Genomic DNA, 23293 nt, shown 5'->3' with positions numbered 1-23293 from the left:
TTGTGGCCTGCCGAAGAGCATTCGAGCGCCGCCAGCAGACAAGCATGCAAACTGTCCTTGCGCTGCGCTCGATGAAACGCGACCCCGTGCCTAGTTCGCGGGCAAGAGGATCACGAAGTTCTTTTTCATGTCTTCCAGCACCGTCCATTTGCCCTTGGCGCCCGGTTCGATAATGAACGTGTCGCCAGCGGCCAGTGTGATGGGGGCGCAACCCTCAAGCTCGATGACGCAGCATCCACTCAGGACATGGCAAAACTCCCAAACTTTGTAGTCGATGCGCCACGCTCCGGTGCTGGCTTCCCATTCTCCGGAAATGCGACCTTGCTGTTCATCGTGATAGTACTTGGACGTCAGCGTATGAGGGGTGCCTTCCACGACCTCTTCAAAAAAGGGAAGGTCGCGCACCGGTTGGATATCCAGTTCGCGGAACACGGTCAGTTTCTTGTTCATGGTTTTTTCTCGAGCACGTTGTGGATAGGGCGATACATCAAATAGGCTTCACCGGTTACGCCCAGCATCGGGTGCGGAACGATCTGGCAAGTTTTAACAATTTGAAAACCGTGACGTTCGTAGAAGCGGCGTGCACCGTGGTTCTCTGCATAATCGATCAGGCATAGCCCATTCAGGCCAGCGTCCTCAGCGCGCTGCTGGGCGTGGCGAAGAAACTGCACGCCCAGCCCCTGGCTGCGCCAGGCCTCATCCAGGGCCAGGCTGGATATGTACAAGGTGTCGGGTATTTCCATATCGGAATAAGGTGCGAGGACCGGGTCTGTCTCGACAGGACTGTCAGGGGTCTCGCGCAAGGCATAGCTATGCATCATGCCGATAACGCGCCCTTCGAAAGTGGCCATCAGGCAGTTCTTGTAGGAAAAGTCGCCCTGTTCCCTGGCATAGCGAGACGCACCGACACTCAGCAATGCTTCTCCAGGTGCGGCAAGCTTGCTCCATATGTAATCGGCCATGCCCTCCGATGTCAGTTGAAAGAAGCGCGCAATATCGTGCGCGTCCGAGGCTTGAGCGGGCCTGAAGTCGATAGGCATGTACAGTGCTCCCATGGGATCGGGTGGTTAGTTTTTCAAGGATTACGCCTTTGACTGGGAGGCAGGGTAGGCGGGTTGAACGGTTCCCATCATGCTCTGGGCGAACACTGTCAGCACGGCGTGCGACGCTGCCCCATGCTCAAAGGCACGTGGCCGTCTAATGGCTCAGGCCTGGGGAATCGATCGTGCAGTTGCCGGAGGTGGTGAGGCGAGAAGCGGGGCGACGTGTACTTTCATGGCGGGATGGCCGGAGTCAGAGCAGGGGGGCCTCCGATATGGGGTCGTATGTCACGAAAGGCAGCTACCGACCCATAGCGGCCCCTCGTGGAGGGCAGCTCATGGCCGATTGCTCCCCTCCGCGAGAGGCTGCTGTGGGCCAGCCCCTGGCGAGCGGCCACTCTGGGTCGACAGCGGCTACCCGCACCCTCGGTGAAGCTGGGGCCGCGTTGCAGCCCCTCAAGGGAATGCATCACAAAAGCCCCAGAAAACAACTCCGTGGTTTCAGAAGCTATATTTCACGGTGGCTAGCAAGTTGCGTGGTTCGCCATAGAAGGTAGAGGTATAGCTGCCCATGCCGCTGAAGTATTTCCGATCCGTAACGTTGTTGAGGTTCAACGTACCGCGCAAGTTGTCAGTGAAATCGTACGCAGCCATCAGTCCTGCGAGTGTGTAGCCCTTTTGCTCGAAATGGGCACTGACGGCGCTGGCGCCGAAGCCCAGGGTAGTGTCGTAGTAAGTCCTGCTCTGCCAGGAGACATTGCCACCGACAGTCAGGCGGTTGAGCAGGCCAGGCAACCGATATGTGGTAACCATACGGGCAATTTGTTCGGGCTGAGTGGTGCTGACTTTATTGTCGTCTTTGTCTTCCGAATGCCGGTAGGTATAGCCACCATGGACATTCCAGTCAGGCATCAGCTCACCGGAGATTTCGACCTCAAAACCCCGAGTATAGACCCCAGACGCGGCGCGGTAGGCGGTGGAATTGGGCACATCAACGCGCAGGCCATCAGCCTCGGCTACGTTGTCTTGCTCAGAGGTGAACACAGCCAGGCTGGCATTGAGGCGACCGTCGAAGTACTCGCCTTTAACTCCCAGTTCGTAGCTAGCACCGGTCAGTGGGTCGATCGGTGTGCCGTTGCGATCCGGGTTGAAAGGTTGCGGCTTGAAGATATCGGCGTAGCTGGCATAGACCGTGTGGTGTTCGTCCAGGTCGTATGTAATGCCGGCATACGGCGTCACTACTCCGCTGTCGCGAGTATTGTAATGAACATTCGGGTTAGCCAATGGTGGGATTACCCCCCCCTGATCCCAGTAGTAGTCAGTTACTCGCGTACCTAGAATTATGTTCAGCTCATCGGTGGGTTTGAAAATCGCAGCGACATACGCCGCGCGCTCCCTGGCCACGGTATCGTACGGCACGGCATACAGTGCATTGGTAGGCTTGGCTGGATCATTGTCCCAATTGAAGAAATCGTTAATTCGATAGCTACCGAACGAAATGGTTGCCGATTCATTCTCGTTGCGTGCCCAGTTGACGCCCATGACCATCTCATGCGTACGGCCGAACAGTTCGAACGGTCCGTTGGCGTAAGCTGCAAAATCTAGCTCTTTGGAAGTGGAATAGTACTTGCTGGTGTACGCAGTGGCCGAATGATCTAGCGCGTTGATCTGGCCATTGGCAGTGGAGGTCAGGTTATCAACGTCGTAACGCCGGAAGTTGGCCTCCATCTTAATTAGCCAGTCGTTTGCCAGGCGGTGCTCAACGCTTGTGAAGAAACGCTGGGTTTCTGTGTCGCTGTAGGACCACTTGGCACCGGAGTTGGTCGAACGCGAAGGTTTGACAGTAGCGCCGTTGGTAAAGAATGCTGGCAGGTTTGAGTTGGTTGAACCGTTGGCATGACCTTTCTGGTAGTCCAAGCCGATAGCGATGGTAGTGCTGTCGCTGAGGTCTGCTTCAAGGATGCCATAAAAAACGTGATCCTCACGCTTGAGATAGTCAATATAGCTGCCTTCTTCCTGGGTGGCAGCCACCATGCGGCCCCGTAGGTGGTTGCTGTCGCTGAGTGAGCCAGAAAGATCTACTTCGGTTCGATACTGGTCCCAGGTCCCGGCACCTGCGCTGACATGCCCCTGGAACTCAGCCGTGGGCCGCTTGCGCACGAAGTTGACAACGCCAGAGGGGAAACCGGTGCCATTGAGTAGACCGGCCGAGCCACGCAGTACCTCGATCCGATCGTAGATGGCAGTACCGATCAGGCCATAGTTGTCACGCAATGGCGCGTTGGTGCTCAGGCTTGGCAGGCCATCGAACTGAAAATTGCTAATCTCGAAGCCGCGGGCATAGAAGGCGTTCACCTCGGTATTGCTTTGGCTGACCGTCACCCCCGGCGTCTGGTTGAGCACGTCGGCAACACTCAGTAGGCCTTGGTCCTCTATCTGCTGACGGGTGATAACACTGACTGACTGCGGCGTGTGTCGCAGTGACAGCTTCATCTTGGTTGCAGTGCTGGTGCTGCCAGTGGTGTAGGAACCTGTATTCTCGGTGGTTTCGCCCAAACCGTTGGCCTGGATACTGGTAGCGCCCAATTGCACGGTGCCGGCTTGCACCTCGGCTTTTTCGAGGGTCAGTGTGCCGTTATCTGTGGTGCGCAGTTGTAGGCCACTGCCGATGAGCGCTTGTTCAACGGCAGCATGGGGGCTAAACAAGCCATTGACAGGATGGCTTTGCAGGCCGCGTAGAAGGTCCGGGTCAGCGATGATCACTTGGCCACTTTGCCGGGCGATTTGGCTTAGCGTCTGGTCTAGCGGTTGGGCGGATAGCTCATACCGCATCTCATTCTGCGCAGCTGAAGCCGATGCGCTGGATAAGGCCGTGATACTGCCGGTGATGGCCAGGGAGACGGCTAGAGCCAGGTTCGCGGTGGGCGATCTAAGGGCGCGCATGGGAGAATTTTCCTCGCTATGTGAGTGGTGTCAGCTGCTCTGTCGCACGAGCAGGCGAAACCCCTCACGACGGCGAAAAATTTTTTGGCTGGACCTACACGATGTCAATCAAGGTAATCGGGCCATAGCGGCTGAGCGTGATTGGCAGAACCTGAGCGAGCGATTGCAGGCTGCGTTCGCTATCGTCCAATGGGAACACGCCGAACACCCGTAGCTTGGCTGCTGCCTCACTGATGCGCAGTACCCCGTCGCGGTATGGCCGCAGCGCATCGATGACCTCGCCCAGAGCCACATTGTTTACGTCCAGCAATCCTTCCAGCCACGCATTCAGCCTCCGATGCTGACCGTCGAGCGGGTAAAGCTTCTCGCTGTCAAAGCGCAGTGCGTGGCCTGAGTCGAGCCTTACGCTGGCGCCATGCAGGGTGAGTACCTGTACGCTCTGTTGTTCAACGCTGACCAGTGTACGATGTGCCTGCTGGGCCACGATAAAGCGGCCGCCCAAGCAACTGATAAGGCCTTGAGCGGTACGCACCTCGAATGGGCGCTGGGCATCGTATTTCACCTCGATGCACAGCTCACCTTGGTGCAAGTGGACCCGACGCAGGTCTACGCTGTATTCAACATCCACTGTGGTGCGTGCATTGAGTGTGAGTACACTGCCATCAGCGAGCGCCATGCGTTTGCGTTCGCCAGTGCCGCTGAATGAATCGGTGAACAAGCCTTCGAGCGGCATACGTCGCTGCAAAGTGAGTAACCCGCTGAGTCCGGCCAGGAGCAACAGCGCACTACCTCCGCGTAAAAGCCGACGACGTTCGGGCGATATCGCGCCAGCGCGTAGTACCTGGGTTGCCGCACGCGCCGTGCTGGGTGACTGAACGGCGCTCAGTAACGGTTCGAAGGCAGGTGACATTGCACGGTTGAGACTTTCCCAGGCCTGCCGATGTTCTGTATTGATGGCCAGCCAGCGGTCAAACGCTTGCCGCTCAGTGGCCCCGGCCTCCCCGGAATCGAGCCGCACTAGCCAATCAATGGCCTCCTGCACGGCTGGTGATAGAGCAGAGTGGCGCACGGCCTTTAGCTCCCTATGCCTAGACTGGCCAAGTAACACTGGGTGACCGCACGCTTGATCCATCGCTCGATGGTGGCAAGGGATACGCCCAATTGCTCGGCAATCTGCTGGTGGGTGAGCCCTTCGAGGCGATTGAGCAAAAACGCGTGGCGCACTTTCTCGGGAAGCCCGTCCAATAAGGCATCTACCGCTTCGAGTGCTTCGCGCAGTAGAGCAAGGTCTTCTTCGCTCGGCACTACCGCTTCGGGCAAGTTGGCCAAGGCGTCGAGGTAGGCACGGTGAAGTTCGGTACGGCGCCAGAACGAACACAATACTCGCTTGGCGATCAGGCACAGAAATGCCCGAGGTTCTTCAACACTCGTCAGCTGAGGGGACTTTAGCGTACGAACGAAAGTATCTTGCGCCAAGTCTGCTGCATTGGCATGGCATCCCAATCGGCGCCACAGCCAGCCTTGCAGCCAGCGATGGTTTTCACTGTAAAGGCGATGGAAATGTTGGCTGTGGTGGAGGCTTGAATCGGTCATTAACATGGAGGACTAAGAGGTTAATGCTCTTGATTCTCATTCATTGCTTAGTAAAGAGCAATGCCCCGGTGGAGGACAGGCTTCAGCGTTTTTTCTACCGGTGCGACCGGTTGCTACGGCCACATTGTCGTCAGTCGATCTAAGACCGAACTCCGGAAGACGTGTACGCGGCGCATGCCCAGGAGGGATGAAGGTGCACCTGGATAAGCGTGTTGCACTGCTGATACTCACTGCGGGTCCGGTTCAGGCCGATCTGGAAATACAGAGCCAGACAGATAATCCAGGTCAGTCAGCAGCATTGACGCGTATGCAAGATTCAGCCGCAAGGCGACCGCCATCGGTGGCAAGCATTCCTAGCTTGGAACAGGGCAGGAAGGCGGGCTTGACGTGACTGAGCGCTTTGGGTCGAAAGCAGTCACTCGCGAACGGCTGCTTTCGACTTAGGCTCTGTACGAAAAGTTTTGTGGGAGCGGGCTTGCCCCGCGATGGAGTGCGAAGCGCTCCTGTACCCGATATCAAATAGTGTCAAAGACGCCGCGAATTCAGGCTTTGCTGCCGCGTTGCGGCAGATCGCGGGGCAAGCCCGCTCCCACAACGATGGATAACCATACTTTTTTTCACGTACGTTCGGGTTCATCAAAGAGCAGCTTGGGTTTTCACACAGCCTGGCCCCATAGCGGATATAGCGTTCGTTGCTAGCCTAGGCAACTCAGCAGGTCTAAGCCCATCAGAGCCAGCAATCCTTGAGTTATCGCCTTGCCATTGGTACATCCCACCGTCAGGATAAATGCTTCATCAGGCTTAAGGAGAGAGCCATGTTTCCAATGAATGTGTGGTTTGCCTACACCGCTGCCTGCGTGCTGTTGGTATTGGCGCCAGGCCCTGACAACCTGTTGGCCATTGGCCGTGGTCTCAGCCAAGGCAAAGTCGCAGCGGCCGTATCTGGCATGGCGTCAGGCGCGGGTATTCTGTTTCACGTCGCAGCCGCCTCCTTAGGGTTGACCCTTCTGATGCAAACCTCGGTGGTCGCATTCTGGGTGATTAAATTCATTGGTGCCGGCTATCTACTCTGGCTCGGCATCAAGGTCTTGCGCGCTCGCAGCTTGATCAGCTTTCAGCCGGCGTCCCGGCAATCGTTGCCCAGCATTTTTCTAACGGGTCTGCTTTCGGCTGCGCTCAACCCGAAGCCAGGCTTGTTCGTGTTGGCATTCATTCCCCAGTTCGTCGATCCGGCACGTGGATCGGTCAGCGTGCAGATGATGGTTTACGGGGTGTGGTTTGCTGTACTCACAGCCTTGGGTTTTGCCTTGATGGGCATTTTCGCCACGGTGTTGTCTCGCTACCTGTACCAACGGCCAAGGCTGGTAAATGGGCTAAACGTGGGCGCAGGCCTCACCTTCGTCGCCTCTGGCGTTTCGATTGCGGCTTTGAGTCAAAGATAGTGGAGGGAGAAAGCGGCGGGGCTTTGGGTGAAACCCGCCGGTTTCGTCAGCCATTTCACGCACCTTTCTTATCACTTGTTCAACCCGAGCAGGCGCACGCAGCCCCTGCAACCGCGTGCAACTGCCGATCAGGCAGAGCAGCTGTCTTGCGACTAGCTTTACCTCGAACGCTAAAGTCTGCGCCCACAGTTCAACCAGGTAAAGGTTCGTTATGACTAAAAGAATCGATCTGACGATCACCCACGATTACCTCAATCCGTTTGCCTCGCCGGACGACCCCAAGTTAAGCCCCGAGCTGGTGGACTACCTGTCAGATAGCGCCTGGTACCACCCCGAGCTGACCCTGCACATTCGCTGCCCGGAAGATGAGCGAGAGCGCCTGCAGCAAGCCATCAGCAATACCTTTGCGGAAAAAAGCGAACAACTCAGGGGGGATATTCGCAGCCTACGGCTGGTAGCGTTGATACTCCTGGGCTTGGCACTAGCCTTGGTGCTGGCAGGCACGGCTCTGGGCATTGAAGGCACCATCCCCGTGGGCGTCGTTACCGTCACCGCGTGGATGCTGCTCTGGCGTAGCGCAGAGATATTTTTTCTGGATATCCGCAGCATTAACCGGCAGCAGCGCAAGTACCAGCGCATCGCCAGCGCATCAAAGCAGTTTTGATTGAGCTTGATCGCCCCACGCTACGTGTGGACGTGAGTCGGAACCGTCATCCTGGTTGAAATCAACGCGGGACTGATCCGCCAAAGCGGGCAGGGGAGCCATCCCCCCGTTTACCCAATCGCTTGACTCGTGAATTTTTTAGTGTATTTTTTCATGAAAAATAACTCTAAAAATTTCACGGCAGTCCTAAGCGATGAAGATGAACGAAGAGGTTGAAGCCCTCGCTATCCTTATTCACGACCTGCGCAAATTCAAGAACCTGACCCTGGGCGAACTGGCCGAGCGCATCAACCGCTCGGTCGGCTTCCTGTCCCAGGTCGAACGAGGCGTGTCGCGCCCTACCGTGGCAGACCTCACCGCCATCAGTGAAGCGCTCGGCGTCTCCACCGCGTACTTCTACAACCTGAGCAAGCCCCGCAGCGTCGGCTGGGTCACGCGGCCCCACGAGCGGCGCACGCTGTACCTCGAGTCGGGCATCACCGATGTGCTCGCTTCTCCCACCATCGCCGGCGCCTTCTCCATGCTCGACAGCCACCTCGAACCAGGTGCCAGCAGTGGCGAGCCGTACCTGAGTGACCGCTCCGAGCAGGGCTGTTTCGTGCTCGAGGGCGAACTCACGGTATGGCTGGACAACGGCGACGCCGTGACCCTGCAGGCCAACGACTGCTTCCAGCTGCAGCCCCACGCGCAGTTCCGTTACGCCAACCTGACGGAAAAACCCACCCGAGTGCTCTGGGTCTTCAATTGAATTCGTTCACCTCACAAGGACAAGAAGATGAGTGTCATCTTTCCGGATCTGCTGACTGAAGTGCGCTCGTTCCGAGCGGAACACCCAGAAGTACGTTATGTCGACCTGATTGCGCTGGATATCCCCGGGCACTTCTACGGCAAGCGCTACCCCATCGACATGCTGGAAAAAGTCGCCTCCGGCACGCCGCTGAAGCTGCCGCAGAACTGCGTACTGCTGGGCACCCAGGGCGGTCTCTACCCCATTGGCGACTACTGCTTCGCCGACGGCGATCCGGATGCCGCGCGGCGCTTGGTGCCGGGTACCCTGAAACCGGTGCGCTGGGAAAAAGAACTGATCGCCCAGATGCTCATCACCTCCGACGGCACCGCCAAGCCGATCGAGTTCGAGCCCCGCGAAGTGCTGGCCCGCGTGATCCAGCGCCTGGCCAAGCGCGGCATCCGCCCGGTGGTGGCCTTCGAGCTGGAGTTCTACCTGTTCGACCGCAAGCTCGATAACGGCCTGCCACAGTACCCACGCGACACCGCGACCGAGGACCAGGACGACCAGCCGAACATGCACATCGAGCGGCTGTCGCGCTTCTCGTCGGTGCTCCACGAGATGGTCGATGGCGCCAACGAGCAGGGCGTGCCGGCAAACGTCATCACGGCGGAGCTGGGCCCCGGCCAGTTCGAGATCAACTTCTCGCACAGCGACGATGCCCTGAGCGCGGCAGACTGGTCGGCGCTGTTCTGCCGCAGCACCCGCGGTATTGCGCTGAAACACGGCTACCGTGCCAGCTTCATGAGCAAGCCATACCTGGACGCACCGGGCAGCGGCATGCATGTGCACGTCAGCCTGTACGACGCTGCCGGCAACAACATCCTGGCGGGCACCGACCAGCGCAAGCTGCGTCACGCCGTGGCCGGGTGCCTGGAGCTGCTGCCCCACTGCATGCCGATTTTCGCCCCCAACCACAATGCCTACCGCCGTTACGGTGCGATGGTCAACGCGGCGAGCAAGGCCAGCTGGGGCTTCGAAGATCGCGATGCGTGCATTCGCATCCCTGAGTCCGACCCGCGCAACCTGCGCATCGAACACCGCCTCGCGGGTGCCGATGCCAACCCGTACCTGGTGCTGGCGGCCATCCTGACCGGGATGGAGCATGGCCTGGATCGCGGCGTCGAACCCATCGCGCCACTGAACGACAACCGCCAGAGCGGCATCGACTTCCCCAAGGATGCCCTCAGCGCCCTGGCCGCCATGCGTCACCACCCGGTGATCAACGAGGGGCTGGGCAGTGAGTTCGTGATGGTCTATTGCGAAAACAAATACCAAGAGCAACTGGACTTCATGCGCCACATCGATGCCCGCGAGTACCGCTGGTTCTTGTAGGTGCCAAGGTTCGAACAGCGACGCCTGTCTTTCCACCGTTTCAATACAACGCGCAATATGGATTTGCCGGAGGACGATATGCCCCGTGTGCCCGTTATCGGCATCACCGCATGCACCAGCATGATTGAGCTGCATGCAACCCAGACCATCAGCGAGAAGTACGCACGCGCGGCGGCCAAGGCGGCGTGTGGGTTGCCCATCGTGATTCCCAGCCTCGCCGACCTGATGGACAGCGCCGATATTCTCGACGTGGTGGATGGGCTGATCTTCACTGGTTCACCGTCCAACATCGAACCGTTCCACTACAACGGTCCGGCCAGTGCAGCGGGCACCCATCACGACCCTCTGCGTGATGCCACCACGTTGCCGCTGATGCGTGCGGCCATCGCCGCGGGTGTACCGGTGCTCGGTATATGCCGTGGTTTCCAGGAAATGAACGTGGCGCTGGGTGGCACCCTGCACCAGAAGGTCCACGAGACCGGTATGTTCATGGACCACCGCGAAGGCAAGGGCGAGCCCATCGAAAAGCAGTATGGCCCGCGTCACGCCTTGCATATAGAACCCGGCGGCATGCTCGAGCGCATGGGCTTGCCGGCAATCATCCAGGTCAATTCCATCCACGGCCAGGGCCTCGATGTGTTGGCCCCTGGGCTGAGGGTGGAAGCGCTGGCACCGGATGGCTTGGTGGAAGCGATTTCGGTCGAGCACAGCAAGGGCTTTGCCCTGGCCGTGCAATGGCACCCCGAGTTCCAGGTCATGGACAACCCGCATTACCTGACGATTTTCCAGTCCTTCGGCAAGGCTTGCCGGCACCGCTCGGTGCTGCGCCAGAGGTTGTTGAAGTCCGCCTGAATACCCAGTGTTTCCCACCTACAAAAAAGTACCCGCGCAGCACGGCTGCGCAACTTGATGGAGTGAAGTCAATGAGTGAACAGAATTCGCAGACCCTTGCCTGGCAAGCGATGAGCCGCGACCACCACCTGGCCCCGTTCAGCGATGTCAAGCAACTGGCCGAGAAAGGCCCGCGCATCATCACCTCGGCCAAGGGCGTGTACCTCTGGGACAGCGAAGGCAACAAGATTCTCGATGGCATGGCGGGCCTGTGGTGCGTGGCGGTCGGTTATGGCCGTGATGAACTGGCCGACGTCGCCAGCCAGCAGATGAGGCAGCTGCCGTACTACAACCTGTTCTTCCAGACCGCGCACCCGCCCGCGCTGGAGCTGGCCAAGGCGATCGCCGATGTGGCCCCGCACGGCATGAACCATGTGTTCTTCACCGGCTCCGGCTCGGAAGGCAACGACACCGTGCTGCGCATGGTCCGCCACTACTGGGCGATCAAGGGCCAGAACAACAAGAAGGTCATCATTGGCCGCATCAACGGCTACCACGGCTCCACCGTGGCGGGCGCTGCGCTGGGCGGCATGAGCGGCATGCACCAGCAGGGCGGCATGATCCCGGACATCGTGCACATCCCGCAGCCGTACTGGTATGGCGAAGGCGGCGACATGACCGAGGCCGATTTCGGCGTGTGGGCGGCCGAGCAGCTGGAGAAGAAGATCCTGGAAGTTGGCGTGGACAACGTCGCCGCCTTCATCGCCGAACCGATCCAGGGCGCCGGTGGCGTGATCATCCCGCCGCAGAGCTACTGGCCGAAGGTCAAGGAGATCCTGGCCAAGTACGACATTCTCTTCGTCGCCGACGAAGTGATCTGCGGCTTCGGCCGTACCGGTGAGTGGTTCGGTACCGACTACTACGACCTCAAACCTGACCTGATGACCATCGCCAAGGGCCTCACCTCCGGCTATATCCCCATGGGCGGCGTGATCGTGCGTGACGAAGTGGCCAACGTCCTCAGCGAAGGCGGCGACTTCAACCACGGCTTCACCTATTCCGGCCACCCGGTGGCGGCCGCGGTGGGCCTGGAGAACCTGCGGATCCTGCGGGACGAGCAGATCATCGAGCAGGTGCAGAAAAAGACCGCCCCTTATCTGCAGCAGCGCTTGCGCGAATTGGCCGACCACCCGCTGGTTGGCGAAGTGCGCGGCCTGGGCATGCTCGGCGCGATCGAGCTGGTGAAGGACAAGGCCACCCGCGCCCGTTACGAAGGCCAAGGGGTCGGCATGATCTGTCGCCAGCACTGCTTCGACAATGGCCTGATCATGCGCGCCGTGGGCGACACCATGATCATCGCGCCGCCGCTGGTGATCAGCATTGAAGAGATCGACGAACTGGTGGAAAAAGCCCGCAAGTGCCTGGACCTGACGTACGCGGCTATTGGCTGAGTGAGGGCGTCGCTGGGGCCGCAACGCGGCCCCAGATGCTCGACTCCCACGCAGCAATAGCGTGAACAATTTTGCTTTGCGAGTTGAATCCTGTACTTTTCACGGCATCAATTTCCCCGTCCGATAGCCGCGATTCAACTATGAAAGTGCACGAAGAAATCGAAGCCCTGGCCGTCCTGATTCGCGACCTGCGCAAGTTCAAAGGTCTGACCTTGGGCGAGCTGGCCCAGCGCATCGGCCGTTCTGTGGGCTTTCTCTCACAGGTCGAGCGCGGCGTGTCGCGCCCAACCGTGGCCGACCTCACGGCTATCAGCGAAGAGCTCGGCGTCTCGACTGCTTATTTCTACAAGCTGGACAAGCCTCGCGAGCTCGACTGGGTCACTCGCCCTCACGAGCGTCGCACGCTTCACCTGGCCGGCGGCATCACCGATGTGCTGGCCTCCCCGACGATAACGGGCGCGTTCTCCATGCTCGATAGCCACCTGGAACCGGGGGCCAGCAGCGGCGAGGAGTACCTGGATGACAGCTCGGAACAAGGCTGCTTCGTGCTCGAAGGCGAGCTGACCGTCTGGCTGGATGGCGGCGAGCCGGTAACGCTGCGCGCCAGTGACAGTTTTCAGCTGCAACCCCACGCCAGTTTTCGATACGCCAACCTCACCGACAAGCCCACCCGCGTACTCTGGGTATTCAGCTGAGGGTTGCGCCCCGCTGCCTGATCAAGGTAGCGGGGCGCCTTGCTACTGAATGACCACCGGCACTGTGCGCACCGTTCCAAGCGAGGAGCGGATCGTGACCGTTGGGGCAGCGCTCGGTACCACGCCCGTGGTGGTGGTCGACAGCCGCCAGCGGCCGCTGATCGGGACTGTAGCGGTGCCCAACGTGACCAGCCCGTTGGAGGTTGTAACTTGAACGGTCAACGTATTGCCGACTACCGCCGAGGAGGTCCCAGACAGGTCCCAGGTCAAGCGGTCGTTGGCGCGCGCCCGTGCCACGGCGGTGGTGACTACCAAGGTTTCTTGCGTCACCTGCGGTGTAACCTGCACGGTGACGGTGGCGGGTGCCGAGAGCGTTCCGAGCGCATCCCGGACCTGGTAGGTGAAGGTGGTGGCAAAGGCGCTGGTGACATTCTGCGGTGCGGTGTAGGTCACCACTGTGCCGTCGGTGCTGACACTGCCCTGGCCCGCTGCCGGCTGGGACAGGATGATGACGGTCAAGGGCGTACTGCCAGAGTCGTTGAGCAACACATTCAACGTCAGCGTTCCGCCTTGGCTGGCTGCAGTGTCGTTAGTGGCGACCGGTACCGGGTTCGGGGTCACGTTGACCGTGACCGTTCCAGGCTCCGAATCGAGGCCCTTGCTGTCCCTGGCGATGTAGCTGAAGGTCGCCTGCAGCGGGGCATTGGTGGCCGGTGGTGTGTAGGTCAGGCTGGTGGTGCCATTGAGCACCACCGTACCCTGGCCGGCCGCCGGTGGTACGAAGCTGCCGATGGTCAGCGGCGTGTCGTTGTCGGGATCGCTGTCATTGGCCAACACGTTGATGGTGATCGGTACGCCTGCGTTGGTGCTGACGGTATCCGCCACGGCAAGGGGTTTCTCGTTGCCGGAAGGAACCTCGACGATGCCGGTAACGGTCACCGGTTCGCTGTCCGCTCCGCCAGCAGCCGACTTGACCGTAACGCTTTCCGGTGGCTGGCTCAGATCATTGACCACCAGCGTGCCGTCTGCTGGCAGAGGACCGTATCCCTGGGCGACGAGGCCAGGATTAAGGACCTTGTCGCTGGAGCTCGCGGTGATGGTCAGGCGGCGATTGGCCGGGTCGTATTGAGCCGTACTGACTTTCACCACATCGACAGGCGTGCGTGAAACCGACGTGGGTTTGCTCACGCCACCCAATTCGCTTGCTGTCAGTACCACCACTGATGGCGGTGCCGCAGAGGTGGCGAAGGTGGTGTAGAAGTAGCCGTTGTTGTCCGTCAGCAGGTTCGCGTTGGGCAGGCACGGTCCTGGTGGTGTGCCGGTCAGGATCAGGGTGGTGCGGTAGCACACTGTCGAAGCAGCCGGCGTCACTGCCTGGGTACTGCTGTTGGTACGGAACGAGTCGGCAAATACTTCGATCTGCGAGCCGTTGCTGTCACGCTGGTAGGTGATGCGCTCCACTTCCACCGGCGTCTGGGTGCGGTCGTCGTAAATCTTGCCGGAGATAGCGAACAGGTTGCTGCGCAGTGTGCCCGCAGGGCCGGAGATCTCCAGGTAGTTCTGTGGGTTGCCCTCGGCATCAAGGACCGGGCTGCCGCGCACCTGGTCAGCGAGGTTCGGGTCGCCGACGAACTTCTCCTGCAGGCCGGTTTCCGGGTTGGTCTCGGTGAAGTAGCGGGTGATTTCCGTGCCGGCTTCATTGGTCAGGCTATTGGGGGCAGACGCGCTGTACAGGAACGGCCCGAGGGCTCCCTGCAAGGCCCCCGAATAGTTGAGCGTGGCGATGCCGATATCACTGGTATCGTTGATTGCCCGCCGCCCTGGCGTGGCAACGACGTACACTTTGGTACCGTACGGATGGCGCACGGTGTACATCCCCGCGGTGGGAACGGCGGCGCGGATACGGATGCGCGCGAAGTTGTGCTGTTCCCCATCGATGATCTCGCCTTCGCCGGCCACCGCTTCCAGTGCAGCAACGTACTGCTCGATGCCGAAGGTTCTGTCACCGACGCTGCCGTCAGCGGTGAACCAGAAGCTTTCACCTGGCCAGTTATTCGGGAAGATGATGGGCTCGGCGGGATTGAAGCCGCCTTCTGCAGGAATGGTGCACATGTAGCCGGGGGCAGCGGCGTTGCCCGGCGCACGGGAGCTGACTGTCTTGGACAGGCAGAGCTCCAGCTTCACATTGTTGAAGTCCTGATACCACATGGGGAACCGGCCGGTGGCGAGGGTGTAGGGCCCCGGGTCGAAACCCTGCAGCGCGGCGTTGGCACCGCCCACCATGGCGATGGACAGGCTCAGTGTGTTGAATATGAAGCGTGGCCATTTGTTCATGTTAGCTCCTGGCGCTTGATCCGAATTCGGATGGGTCACTGGACGATGACCACTTCTTCTGTATCGCTGCCGCCGTTCGCCGAAGTGACCCGAATGGTCGCCGGCGGGACGGTGCCGGCGTTGGGTGACAGGGACTTGTCGGCGCCGCCGACAAGTTCACCGATCAGCCCACCGCTCCTCCCGGCGTAGGCCGTCAGTTTTGGCGGGGTGATACGGTCGCTGGTCGAGGCCTCGATGGTCAGTCGACCGGTGCTGCGGCTGTATTCGGCGCGGCGGATGGTGACCAGATCGGTCAGTTGCACAGGCACGGTGGTGGGCACATGGAGGGTAGGGATCGCCAGATGGTTGTCGACAGTCACTTGCAGGATCGCCGGCAGCGTCGGGTTGACTATCGACTGGCCATACCAGCTTCCGGTCGAATTGGCTTCGGTCATGGTCACGGAAGTGCCCGCGCTGTCCAGGAAGCTGGCCGAACCGGGAGGCGGAGGCGCCATGGTGAAGACATCTTGATGCGCGACCACACCAGTGGCCGTGGTTCCCCTCGAGTAAGTCGCACGTTGGACCAAGGCAGGCGCAGGCAGATCCACCGCGCTGAGCTTGCCGGAAACGGAGAATGTAGTGCTGCGCGTATCGATGCCGTCAGGACCCTGGATACGCAGGTAGTTGGTATTGAAGGAGCTGCCAGTCACTTGCTCCTGCAAGTTCGGGTCGCCGATGTAGGTCTCCTGCTGGCCGGTTTCCGGGTTGGTCTCGGTATAAGGGCCATTGACGCTGCGCAGGAACGGTCCGATGTCTCCCTTCAGCGCGCCGTAGTAATCGCCGGCTGGGCCGATGCCGATGTCCCGGGTCATGTTGATTGCCCGGGTGCCGCCGGTGTCGGCGAACGCTTCCGGTGTGACATTGAACACGTCGACGCCATACGGGTGGGTGACGGTGTAGACGCCGGCTGCGGGAACATCCACCCGAATCCGAATACGGGCGAAGCTCAGTTGGTGGCCGTCGGCGACCTCGCCGTTGAACGCTGCTTCGATGGCCGCGACGTAGGTCAGGTCGATGCCACTGGCGGCGTCGGTAATGGCGCCGTCCGCGGCGTACCAGAAGGTTTCATCTGGATAGTTGGTTGGGAAGACGATGGGTTGGGTGTCATCGAACTCCCCAGGGGCCGGGTTGAGGACGCACATGTAGGCAGGCGCCCCGGGCGTGGCGGCTGTGCGCGAGCTGACGGCCTTGCTCAGACACAGGTCGAGGGCGCGGCCGTGGGTGTCCTGGTACCAGGCGGCGTAACCCGTCTTGTTTCCGCTGTCGAGCGGGTAGGGGCGCTCTCCAGGGATACCCGGGTCTACGGCGTAGAGGCCTGCCTGCGCCGTCCCGCCACTCAATGACGCAAGCAGGAGCGAACTTGCCAGTAGGGTCAATCTGTTGTGCATGATTCAGTCCTCTGGAAATGACCCAGGCTGGGTGACGCAGCTCGGTCGAAGGGGGCTGAACGGCATCAGCAACGATCGTGCCTGTTTAATGCTCAACACAGTTTGGAAGTTATATCGACAGCAAAATACTTGAGTCGAAAATAGTTGAGGAGATCCCTGTTTTGGCAGTGATTCACGCCGTGTTAGTGCGGGGCAGGTGATTCAGTGGCTACTGAAGATTGCCAGTGGTTCATGCTGCAATTGTGCAGATCGAACCGCTGCCTTAATTGATTGAAAGCGGGTCCGGTAGGCGGGCAGAGAGACGCTCATTCTTGTCGAAACGGATACAAATGGGGGATTTCGCCCAGTGGTGGGGGATGTGTACTCAAGCGCCGAGTGCGGCTCTTCAAGGCTTGCGACCGTTTCACCGGTGATACGGTAGGCGATACGTTTACGATTTTTTGTAATTGATGACCGTTTTGTGACAACTAGTCGCGCGCGCGTGCATGCCGGGTTTTCATACATAATTTGAAACAAGTTCCAGGATTTGGGGTAAATAGGGGCGCGTATCTTTTCCCCTCTATTGGGTGGCAACTTCGCAACTGATTGAATTGGTGCTTTTTTTATTTTGGCGCGATATTTGCGCGCGCTAAGTTCAGCCCTGTTTGTGCTGACTTGGAGGCCCGCCCAAATGACCTGCGCACACTTACACACTCCTATCGATCTCAATCGCATACGTTGCTGGTTGAGGCGACCGCAAGGGTTGGCTTTGCTTGCCGGCGTATGGCTCGCGGGTGGCGAAATGGCCGAGGCGGCGGTGCAGTGCCAGCGCATCTTGGTGGCCAATGTCGTGGCCATGGACCAGCCGTTGATGTTCAACCGGCTCGGTGCGCATAACCCCAACGGCATGATGTATGCCCTGCGCGGGGATGTAGTAGACACCAATGGGGTGTTGATTACCCAAGGCGGCAGCGCCACACCCGGTCAAGTCACCTTGCGTCCGGACAAACGTCCGCGCCCATTGGTACTGCGGGTTGCTGCCGGGGATTGTTTGACGGTCAACCTGCAGAACCTGCTGGCTTTCCAGGCCAACCCCAATGGCCAGGGCACTGACCACGAGAATGCCGCCAATGGCGAGTTGCATGTCGACGCTCAAGTTGCCGACCGTCATGTGGGTTTCCAAGTCAACGGCTTACAGGCATTTGGATCGATCAACGATATTTCCGCCAACAGCGGCCGCAACGACAACACCTTGCTGGCGCCCGGGCAAAGCCGTAGCTACACCCTCTACGCCGAACGCGAAGGCACGTTCGCGGCGACCAGTTACGGCGCCACCTTCGGTAGCGAGGGCTCTTCGGGCAACGTCGGCAATGGCCTGTTCGCCCAGGTCGTGGTGCTGCCCAAAGGCGGGCAGGCTTATCAAAACACCGTCACCGAAGAAGAGATGCGCTTGGCCACGCGCGGTCGTACACCGGCCGGCCAGCCCATCATCGACTACCAGGCTCGCTACCCGGTGCTTGAACCCTGGATCTCGGAAGGCAAGGCCGGCAAGCCGATCCTGAGCATGGTCGACGGCAGCGAGATCATTGCCAGCAACGCAGACGCCGTGATCATGGGGCCCAATGCCGATGGCAGCTTCCCACCAACAACCTATCCCCTTGAAAGCCAGGGCAAGCGTAACCCCAGCCTGCCCAATCGCCTGGAGCCATTCCGCGATTTCGCTGCGGTGTTCCATGACCAGTCTGCAGTTGTCCAGGCGTTTCCGGGGTTCTGGGGCGACCCTGTGTTCGGCCAGATGCTTGATCCGACCCGCGACGCCTTCATGGTCAACTACGGTTCCGGTGGCATGGGCGCGGAGGTCATCGCCAACCGGGTGGGTGTCGGCCCCATGCATGATTGCTTGTCGTGCGCCTATGAAGAATTCTTCCTCAGCGCACACACCACCGGCGATATCGCGATGCAGGTGGACGTGCCGGCTAACATAGGGCTCGAGTTGCTGGCGCCTGGCCAAGTACCTCCCGCCGACAGTGTCGGTATCAAGGCCAGCATGGCGCTGTATCCGGCCGAGCCTTCCAACGTTGCCCACAGCTACCTGGGCGATGCGGTGAAGGTTCGCAATATCAGCGTGGGTTACGAGCAACACGTTTTTCATCTGCATGGTCACCAGTGGTTGTTCAACCCCAACGATGACAACTCCGACTACATGGATGCACAGGGCGTGGGCCCAGGCTCCGGTTACACCTACGAGATCGCCAATGGTGGGTCCGGCAACCGCAATCGGGTGGTCGGCGATGCGATCTATCACTGCCATTTCTACCCGCATTTCGCCCAGGGCATGTGGGCCATGTGGCGCATCCATGATGTGTTCGAAGAGGGCACGCGGCTGGCGGTAAGCCAGGCGGGCAACAACAATTTCCACACTCAGCCGTTTGCCTTGCGCAGTGGCTTGCCGGCCTCGGGCGCGCGGGCCTTGCCCGATGGCGAGATCGTCGCCGGCACGCCCATTCCGGCGGTCGTACCCCTGCCGGGCAAGGCCTTGCCGCCGATGCCGGGCAAGGTGGTGGTGATTCCCAAAATGAGTGGTGGAACGCTGGCCGAAGGCCAAGAGCCGGGTGACGATAGCCAAACGCCGGCTGCGCAGCGAGTCGTCGGTTCGCTGGCCCTGGTCGATCGCAGTGAAGCCAACCGCAACGCCGATGGCAGCCTGAAAAATCCCGGCTACCCGTTCTGGATCGGCGGCGTTGAAAGCACCGTCGGCCAGCGGCCACCGACACCGCCGCTGGACATGCTCGATGCGCAAACGGCCACGGCCTTGAAGGGCAGCGGCAAGGCGCTGTGGGCGGCGCTGGATCCGGCCCAGGCCGGTGGTTGGGATGGCGGCCTGCCACGGCATGGCCTGGATGGCTGGGCGGCGGGCGGCGAGGCGCAGGTGACCACCAGCCTGCTGGACATGAGCAAGGGCCTGGAGCGCGCCAAGCCGGTGTATTTCCCCGAGGAGGGCACCGAGGTCGAACAGTCGGCCATGGCCTTCCACGCCACGCCATCACATGCCAGCTTCGCCGTGCTGCCCAGTGGCCAACTGCTGCCGCGCGACTTCCTCACCAACGGCGGCCCTCCCGTGGCGGGTGCGCCGTTTTTCGAGCCGTGCATGGACGACCGGCAAAAACGCCTGACCCGCAGTGCCGGAGCCGGCAATTTCAACAGTGGTGAGCGTCTCGACGCCCAGACGTTCAGCGGTGCCTCGCCGTTCAGCGCCGATCATCCGCGCATTTACAAAGGCGCCAATATCCAGTTCGACGCGGTGTTCAACAAGGTCGGTTATCACTTCCCGCAAACCCGCATCCTCACCCTGTGGGAGGATGCATGGCCGGTGATCAACAAGCAGCGCCCACCTGAGCCGTTGGTGATGCGCATGAACACCTTCGACTGCACCATGTACCAGCACACCAACCTGGTGCCTTCCGTCTACGAACTCGACGATTACCAGGTGCGTACGCCCACCGACGTCATAGGCCAGCACATCCACTTGCCCAAGTGGGACCTGACTGCCGCCGATGGCTCGGCCAATGGATGGAACTACGAGGATGGCGTGCTCTCGCCGTCTACCGTGGTCGAGCGCATCCACGCCATTCGCCGGTTCAACGCTTGCCGGGACGACGACCCACGCGAAGGTACCGGGGACTGTCCCGTGGCCAAACAGCACCCTTACTTCGGGCGATTCAATCGCGCCGACTGGCTGGGTGCGCGCACCACGATGCAACGCTGGTTCGCCGACCCTGTGCTGAACGTGCACAACATCGATCGCGGCCTGGGCAATATCTTTACCCATGACCACCTTGGCCCTTCGACCCATCAGCAAGTGGGCATGTACGCCACCGTGCTTGCCGAGCCTGCCGGTTCCAAGTGGTACCACGCCGAAACCGGCGAAGCCTTGTATAACGGCAGCGGGCGCCAGGACGGCGGGCCAACTTCATGGCAAGCCGTGATCGAGACCGGTGATCTTAACGGTGACAACAAGAACGACAGTTACCGCGAGTTCTTCCTCGAGTTCAGCGACTTCCAGCACGCCTATGAGGCCGGTGTCTACGTCGGCGCGGGCCCCGATGGTATTCCCGATGCGCAAGCCTACCCGGCCACCGCAGACAGCTTCCGCTACGCCATCAACCCGCCAGCGCGCAAGACCGCCGGCAACCTGCTGGAGTCTGTCGTGGAAGTTGCCAGCGGCCAGTTGCTGACGTGTCCGTCGCGGCCGTGCCCGCAAGCGATCTCGGCATCGGACCCGGGCATATTCGTCGTCAACTACCGCCATGAACCCCTGGGCTTGCGCATCTACGACCCCAACAAGGTCGCGCCAGACGGCAAGCGTGGCATGCAGGCCGATGGTTTGGCCGGTGACCTGGCCTATGCCCTGCAAAACCGCACCGACCGGGCGATCCCTGCACTCAACCTGGCCCCTAGCGCGATCACCGCCGCTACCGGCCCCACCGGCGGGGTCACGCTATTGCCCAAACACATCAACCGGGGGGACTTGCCGGGCGATCCGTTCACGCCGACGTTACGCACCTATACCGGCGACAACGTGCGCCTGCGGGTCAATGCCGGCGGCCACGAAGAGGAGCACAACCTGACGTTGCACGGGGTGAAATGGCTGCACTCGGGCAGCGGCTTCGGCAACAGCTCCAACACCGGCTGGAAGGCATCGCAAATGGTGGCGATTTCCGAGCAACTGGGCTTCATGGCCCCTGTCGCGATGATGTCCAGTGCCGCCAGCGATACCGGCGATTACCTGTATTCCATGGATGCCTCCCTGGAGGGCTACTGGAGTGGCCTGTGGGGCGTCATGCGCAACTACTCGTTGAGTCGCAGTGACCTGTTCCCGCTACCCAACAACCCCAGGCCGGTGGCCGCGCGCAACACGGTCAATTTCAATGGCGTATGCCCGCGTGTCAGCCCTAATCCAAGTGGGGTCGGCAACCGGACGACGGTGCAGCGTAACTATGAGGTCGTTGCAGCGCTGGCCAACGATATCCTCGCCAACCCGTTGGGTCTGACCCTTGGCGATCCGGCAGGTGCCGGCCAGCATGTCGGCGGCCCGCTGAACTCGCAGGGCGGCACCCTGGTGTACAACCCGAGGCCGGTAACTGTGCCGCAGGTGACGATCTTCGACCCTGAAGATGGCGAGACATTCACCATTGGCGGGCAGTCCGGCCCATTGCACGACCCGACTGCCATCTTGTATGTGCGCAAGGCTGATCTGGACCCGGTCACCGGCAAGCTCAAACCCGGGGTGCCCGTCGAGCCGCTGGTACTGCGCGCCGCCGCCGGCGATTGCATCAACATCACCCTGGAGAATCGCCTGCCCTTGATGATGCCGGACCTGCCGAACTACGCGGTGATGCAAGGCACGGTCAAGCGTGACCGTTCCGCTGCGCAAGGCTCGACCACCTTCAACAACAACCTGATGCGCCCCTCCAGCCACATTGGCCTGCACGCCCAGTTGCTGACCTACGACGTGAGCAAGTCGGATGGTTTCAACGTCGGCAGCAACCCGGTCCAGACGGTGGCACCACGGGTAGGCAATACGGGGGCTTGGCCAAGCCGGACCTATCAGTACTACGCCGGGCACCTGGAGCGCGCCGGTCAGCCGGTGGCGTCTCAATTGGGGCGCAACGTCGACGTGATCGAGGCGACCCCCATCGAGTTCGGTGGCCTCAACCTGATGCCGGCCGACCCGATCAAGCAACCGCAAAAAGGCCTGGTGGCGGCCATGTCGGTGATGCCGGCGGGTGCCACCTGGCAGGAGGATGCCGCTTCCAGGGCGTCGGCTACGGTGCAGGCGCCGGGCGCGAGCCTGTATCGCGACTTCATCATGGTCTGGCAGAAGTCCCTGAACATGCGTTGGGCCAACGGCTTGCCGGTGGAGAACATGTCGTCCGAAGGGCCGGGCATTCCCAACGACCCGAAAGACAACTCGGACATGGCCATCAACTACAAGAGCGAGCCCCTGTGGTACCGATTCGCCCGAGCGCCTAACGCGCCGTTCGGCCAGGCGGGTGGCAATGGCCTGGGCGCAGTCACGAACGCCCACATGGCCTACAGCAATGCCCTGGTCGGTGGCGACCCGGTAACGCCGATACTGCGCGTCAAGCCGGGGCAGCCGTTCCGCACCCATGTGCTGATGCCTTCGGGAGGGAGCCGTGGAGCGACCTTCCAGCTCGACGGGCATGTCTGGGCGTTCAACCCGTTTCAGGCTGAAAGGGTGGACCTCTGGGGCTACCCGATGAAAGACGCGGGTATCGGTTCGGTTCGATTCGGCTACAACCCCATGGCCATGTACATCGGCGCCCAGGAAAGCGTACTGCCAGCAGCGCATTTCAGCTTCATGTTCCCCAGTGCCGGTGGTGCCAACGCGGTACCTGGCGATTACCTGTACCGGGACTATGCGGCCTTCGGCAATCTGGGCGGCATGTGGGGGCTGTTGCGGGTCAGTGACGAGCCTGCGTCAACCACCGCGCAATGACAGATGCTGTTTATTACGCTCTGTACGAAAAGTTTTGTGGGAGCGGGGGCAGGTAGCATGGACGGCGTGGCGTTGGCGAAAATCATCTGGTCGCGATGGCCATCCATTGCAGTGCTCATTACATCTGGGAATTGCTTGCTCGCGTCGGACGTGTTGCCAACCCACGCGGCTTTCGTTCCCAAGCCTTGGTCTGTTGGCGGGCTGCTGCAAACGGCTAATAGGCTCCTGCATTGCTGAGCCGGACAGAATCGA

General features: G+C 60.6%; 15 protein-coding genes. 8 read left to right on the top strand and 7 right to left on the bottom strand.

What is annotated here, in order from left to right; all coding sequences use genetic code 11:
• Positions 1–90: 90 nt before the first annotated feature.
• The 5 genes from ACSSU5_RS26355 to ACSSU5_RS26335 form a co-directional block, all read right to left on the bottom strand.
• Positions 91–450, bottom strand: coding sequence for a cupin domain-containing protein (locus ACSSU5_RS26355; protein WP_019472176.1), 360 nt, complete (start codon positions 448–450; stop codon positions 91–93).
• Positions 447–1040: a GNAT family N-acetyltransferase gene (locus tag ACSSU5_RS26350; RefSeq protein ID WP_264312891.1), complete on the bottom strand. Its 594-nt coding sequence runs from the start codon at positions 1038–1040 to the stop codon at positions 447–449. Before ACSSU5_RS26350 ends, ACSSU5_RS26355 begins: the two co-directional genes overlap by 4 nt.
• Positions 1041–1541: 501 nt before the next feature.
• Positions 1542–3983: a TonB-dependent siderophore receptor gene (locus ACSSU5_RS26345; RefSeq protein ID WP_492560279.1), complete on the bottom strand. Its 2442-nt coding sequence runs from the start codon at positions 3981–3983 to the stop codon at positions 1542–1544.
• A gap of 94 nt (positions 3984–4077) precedes the next feature.
• A complete protein-coding gene (locus ACSSU5_RS26340) occupies positions 4078–5052 on the bottom strand; it encodes a FecR domain-containing protein (RefSeq protein WP_492560278.1) in 975 nt (324 codons plus the stop codon).
• A 5-nt stretch (positions 5053–5057) separates the two neighbouring features.
• Positions 5058–5576 carry a sigma-70 family RNA polymerase sigma factor gene (locus tag ACSSU5_RS26335; protein WP_492561371.1) on the bottom strand — a complete coding sequence of 173 codons (519 nt, stop codon included), beginning with the start codon at positions 5574–5576 and terminating at the stop codon, positions 5058–5060.
• 815 nt (positions 5577–6391) lie between these two features.
• Here ACSSU5_RS26335 and ACSSU5_RS26330 point away from each other — a divergent pair.
• The 7 genes from ACSSU5_RS26330 to ACSSU5_RS26300 all read left to right on the top strand — a co-directional run bounded on the left by ACSSU5_RS26330 (position 6392) and on the right by ACSSU5_RS26300 (position 12781).
• Positions 6392–7018 carry a LysE family translocator gene (locus ACSSU5_RS26330; RefSeq protein WP_264312894.1) on the top strand — a complete coding sequence of 209 codons (627 nt, stop codon included), beginning with the start codon at positions 6392–6394 and terminating at the stop codon, positions 7016–7018.
• A gap of 211 nt (positions 7019–7229) precedes the next feature.
• The gene (locus tag ACSSU5_RS26325) at positions 7230–7682 is read left to right on the top strand and encodes a hypothetical protein (protein ID WP_264312895.1); all 453 of its coding nucleotides are present in this window, start codon (positions 7230–7232) and stop codon (positions 7680–7682) included.
• Positions 7683–7875: 193 nt separating this feature from the next.
• The gene (locus ACSSU5_RS26320) at positions 7876–8430 is read left to right on the top strand and encodes a helix-turn-helix domain-containing protein (protein WP_264312896.1); all 555 of its coding nucleotides are present in this window, start codon (positions 7876–7878) and stop codon (positions 8428–8430) included.
• A gap of 27 nt (positions 8431–8457) precedes the next feature.
• On the top strand, positions 8458–9804 hold the full coding sequence (locus ACSSU5_RS26315; protein ID WP_264312897.1) for a glutamine synthetase family protein: 1347 nt from the start codon (positions 8458–8460) through the stop codon (positions 9802–9804).
• A 78-nt stretch (positions 9805–9882) separates the two neighbouring features.
• Entirely contained in the window at positions 9883–10656 is a 774-nt protein-coding gene (locus ACSSU5_RS26310) for a gamma-glutamyl-gamma-aminobutyrate hydrolase family protein (protein ID WP_264312898.1), read from the top strand.
• A 71-nt stretch (positions 10657–10727) separates the two neighbouring features.
• The gene (locus ACSSU5_RS26305; RefSeq protein WP_492560277.1) at positions 10728–12086 is read left to right on the top strand and encodes an aspartate aminotransferase family protein; all 1359 of its coding nucleotides are present in this window, start codon (positions 10728–10730) and stop codon (positions 12084–12086) included.
• A 140-nt stretch (positions 12087–12226) separates the two neighbouring features.
• Positions 12227–12781, top strand: coding sequence for a helix-turn-helix domain-containing protein (locus tag ACSSU5_RS26300; RefSeq protein ID WP_264312900.1), 555 nt, complete (start codon positions 12227–12229; stop codon positions 12779–12781).
• A gap of 42 nt (positions 12782–12823) precedes the next feature.
• Here ACSSU5_RS26300 and ACSSU5_RS26295 read toward each other — a convergent pair whose 3' ends face one another.
• Together ACSSU5_RS26295 and ACSSU5_RS26290 are read right to left on the bottom strand one after the other, a co-directional pair.
• Positions 12824–15115, bottom strand: coding sequence for an Ig-like domain-containing protein (locus ACSSU5_RS26295; protein WP_492560276.1), 2292 nt, complete (start codon positions 15113–15115; stop codon positions 12824–12826).
• Positions 15116–15150: 35 nt separating this feature from the next.
• Positions 15151–16542: a hypothetical protein gene (locus ACSSU5_RS26290; RefSeq protein ID WP_492560275.1), complete on the bottom strand. Its 1392-nt coding sequence runs from the start codon at positions 16540–16542 to the stop codon at positions 15151–15153.
• Positions 16543–17323: 781 nt separating this feature from the next.
• Here ACSSU5_RS26290 and mnxG point away from each other — a divergent pair.
• The gene (gene mnxG / locus ACSSU5_RS26285; RefSeq protein ID WP_492561370.1) at positions 17324–23041 is read left to right on the top strand and encodes a manganese-oxidizing multicopper oxidase MnxG; all 5718 of its coding nucleotides are present in this window, start codon (positions 17324–17326) and stop codon (positions 23039–23041) included.
• Positions 23042–23293 lie beyond the last annotated feature (252 nt).

It is taken from the genome of Pseudomonas sp. E1MeOHC2 (assembly GCF_058745025.1).
This window is presented reverse-complemented; position numbering and strand designations above follow the sequence as displayed.

Excerpts from the sequence above, each read along its gene's own strand:
- ACSSU5_RS26355 (WP_019472176.1), bottom strand. The coding sequence starts at position 450 with ATGAACAAGAAACTGACCGTGTTCCGCGAACTGGATATCCAACCGGTG.
- ACSSU5_RS26350 (WP_264312891.1), bottom strand. The coding sequence starts at position 1,040 with ATGCCTATCGACTTCAGGCCCGCTCAAGCCTCGGACGCGCACGATATT.
- ACSSU5_RS26345 (WP_492560279.1), bottom strand. The coding sequence starts at position 3,983 with ATGCGCGCCCTTAGATCGCCCACCGCGAACCTGGCTCTAGCCGTCTCC.
- ACSSU5_RS26335 (WP_492561371.1), bottom strand. The coding sequence starts at position 5,576 with ATGACCGATTCAAGCCTCCACCACAGCCAACATTTCCATCGCCTTTAC.
- ACSSU5_RS26330 (WP_264312894.1), top strand. The coding sequence starts at position 6,392 with ATGTTTCCAATGAATGTGTGGTTTGCCTACACCGCTGCCTGCGTGCTG.
- ACSSU5_RS26325 (WP_264312895.1), top strand. The coding sequence starts at position 7,230 with ATGACTAAAAGAATCGATCTGACGATCACCCACGATTACCTCAATCCG.
- ACSSU5_RS26320 (WP_264312896.1), top strand. The coding sequence starts at position 7,876 with ATGAAGATGAACGAAGAGGTTGAAGCCCTCGCTATCCTTATTCACGAC.
- ACSSU5_RS26315 (WP_264312897.1), top strand. The coding sequence starts at position 8,458 with ATGAGTGTCATCTTTCCGGATCTGCTGACTGAAGTGCGCTCGTTCCGA.
- ACSSU5_RS26310 (WP_264312898.1), top strand. The coding sequence starts at position 9,883 with ATGCCCCGTGTGCCCGTTATCGGCATCACCGCATGCACCAGCATGATT.
- ACSSU5_RS26305 (WP_492560277.1), top strand. The coding sequence starts at position 10,728 with ATGAGTGAACAGAATTCGCAGACCCTTGCCTGGCAAGCGATGAGCCGC.
- ACSSU5_RS26300 (WP_264312900.1), top strand. The coding sequence starts at position 12,227 with ATGAAAGTGCACGAAGAAATCGAAGCCCTGGCCGTCCTGATTCGCGAC.
- ACSSU5_RS26295 (WP_492560276.1), bottom strand. The coding sequence starts at position 15,115 with ATGAACAAATGGCCACGCTTCATATTCAACACACTGAGCCTGTCCATC.
- ACSSU5_RS26290 (WP_492560275.1), bottom strand. The coding sequence starts at position 16,542 with ATGCACAACAGATTGACCCTACTGGCAAGTTCGCTCCTGCTTGCGTCA.
- mnxG (WP_492561370.1), top strand. The coding sequence starts at position 17,324 with ATGGCCGAGGCGGCGGTGCAGTGCCAGCGCATCTTGGTGGCCAATGTC.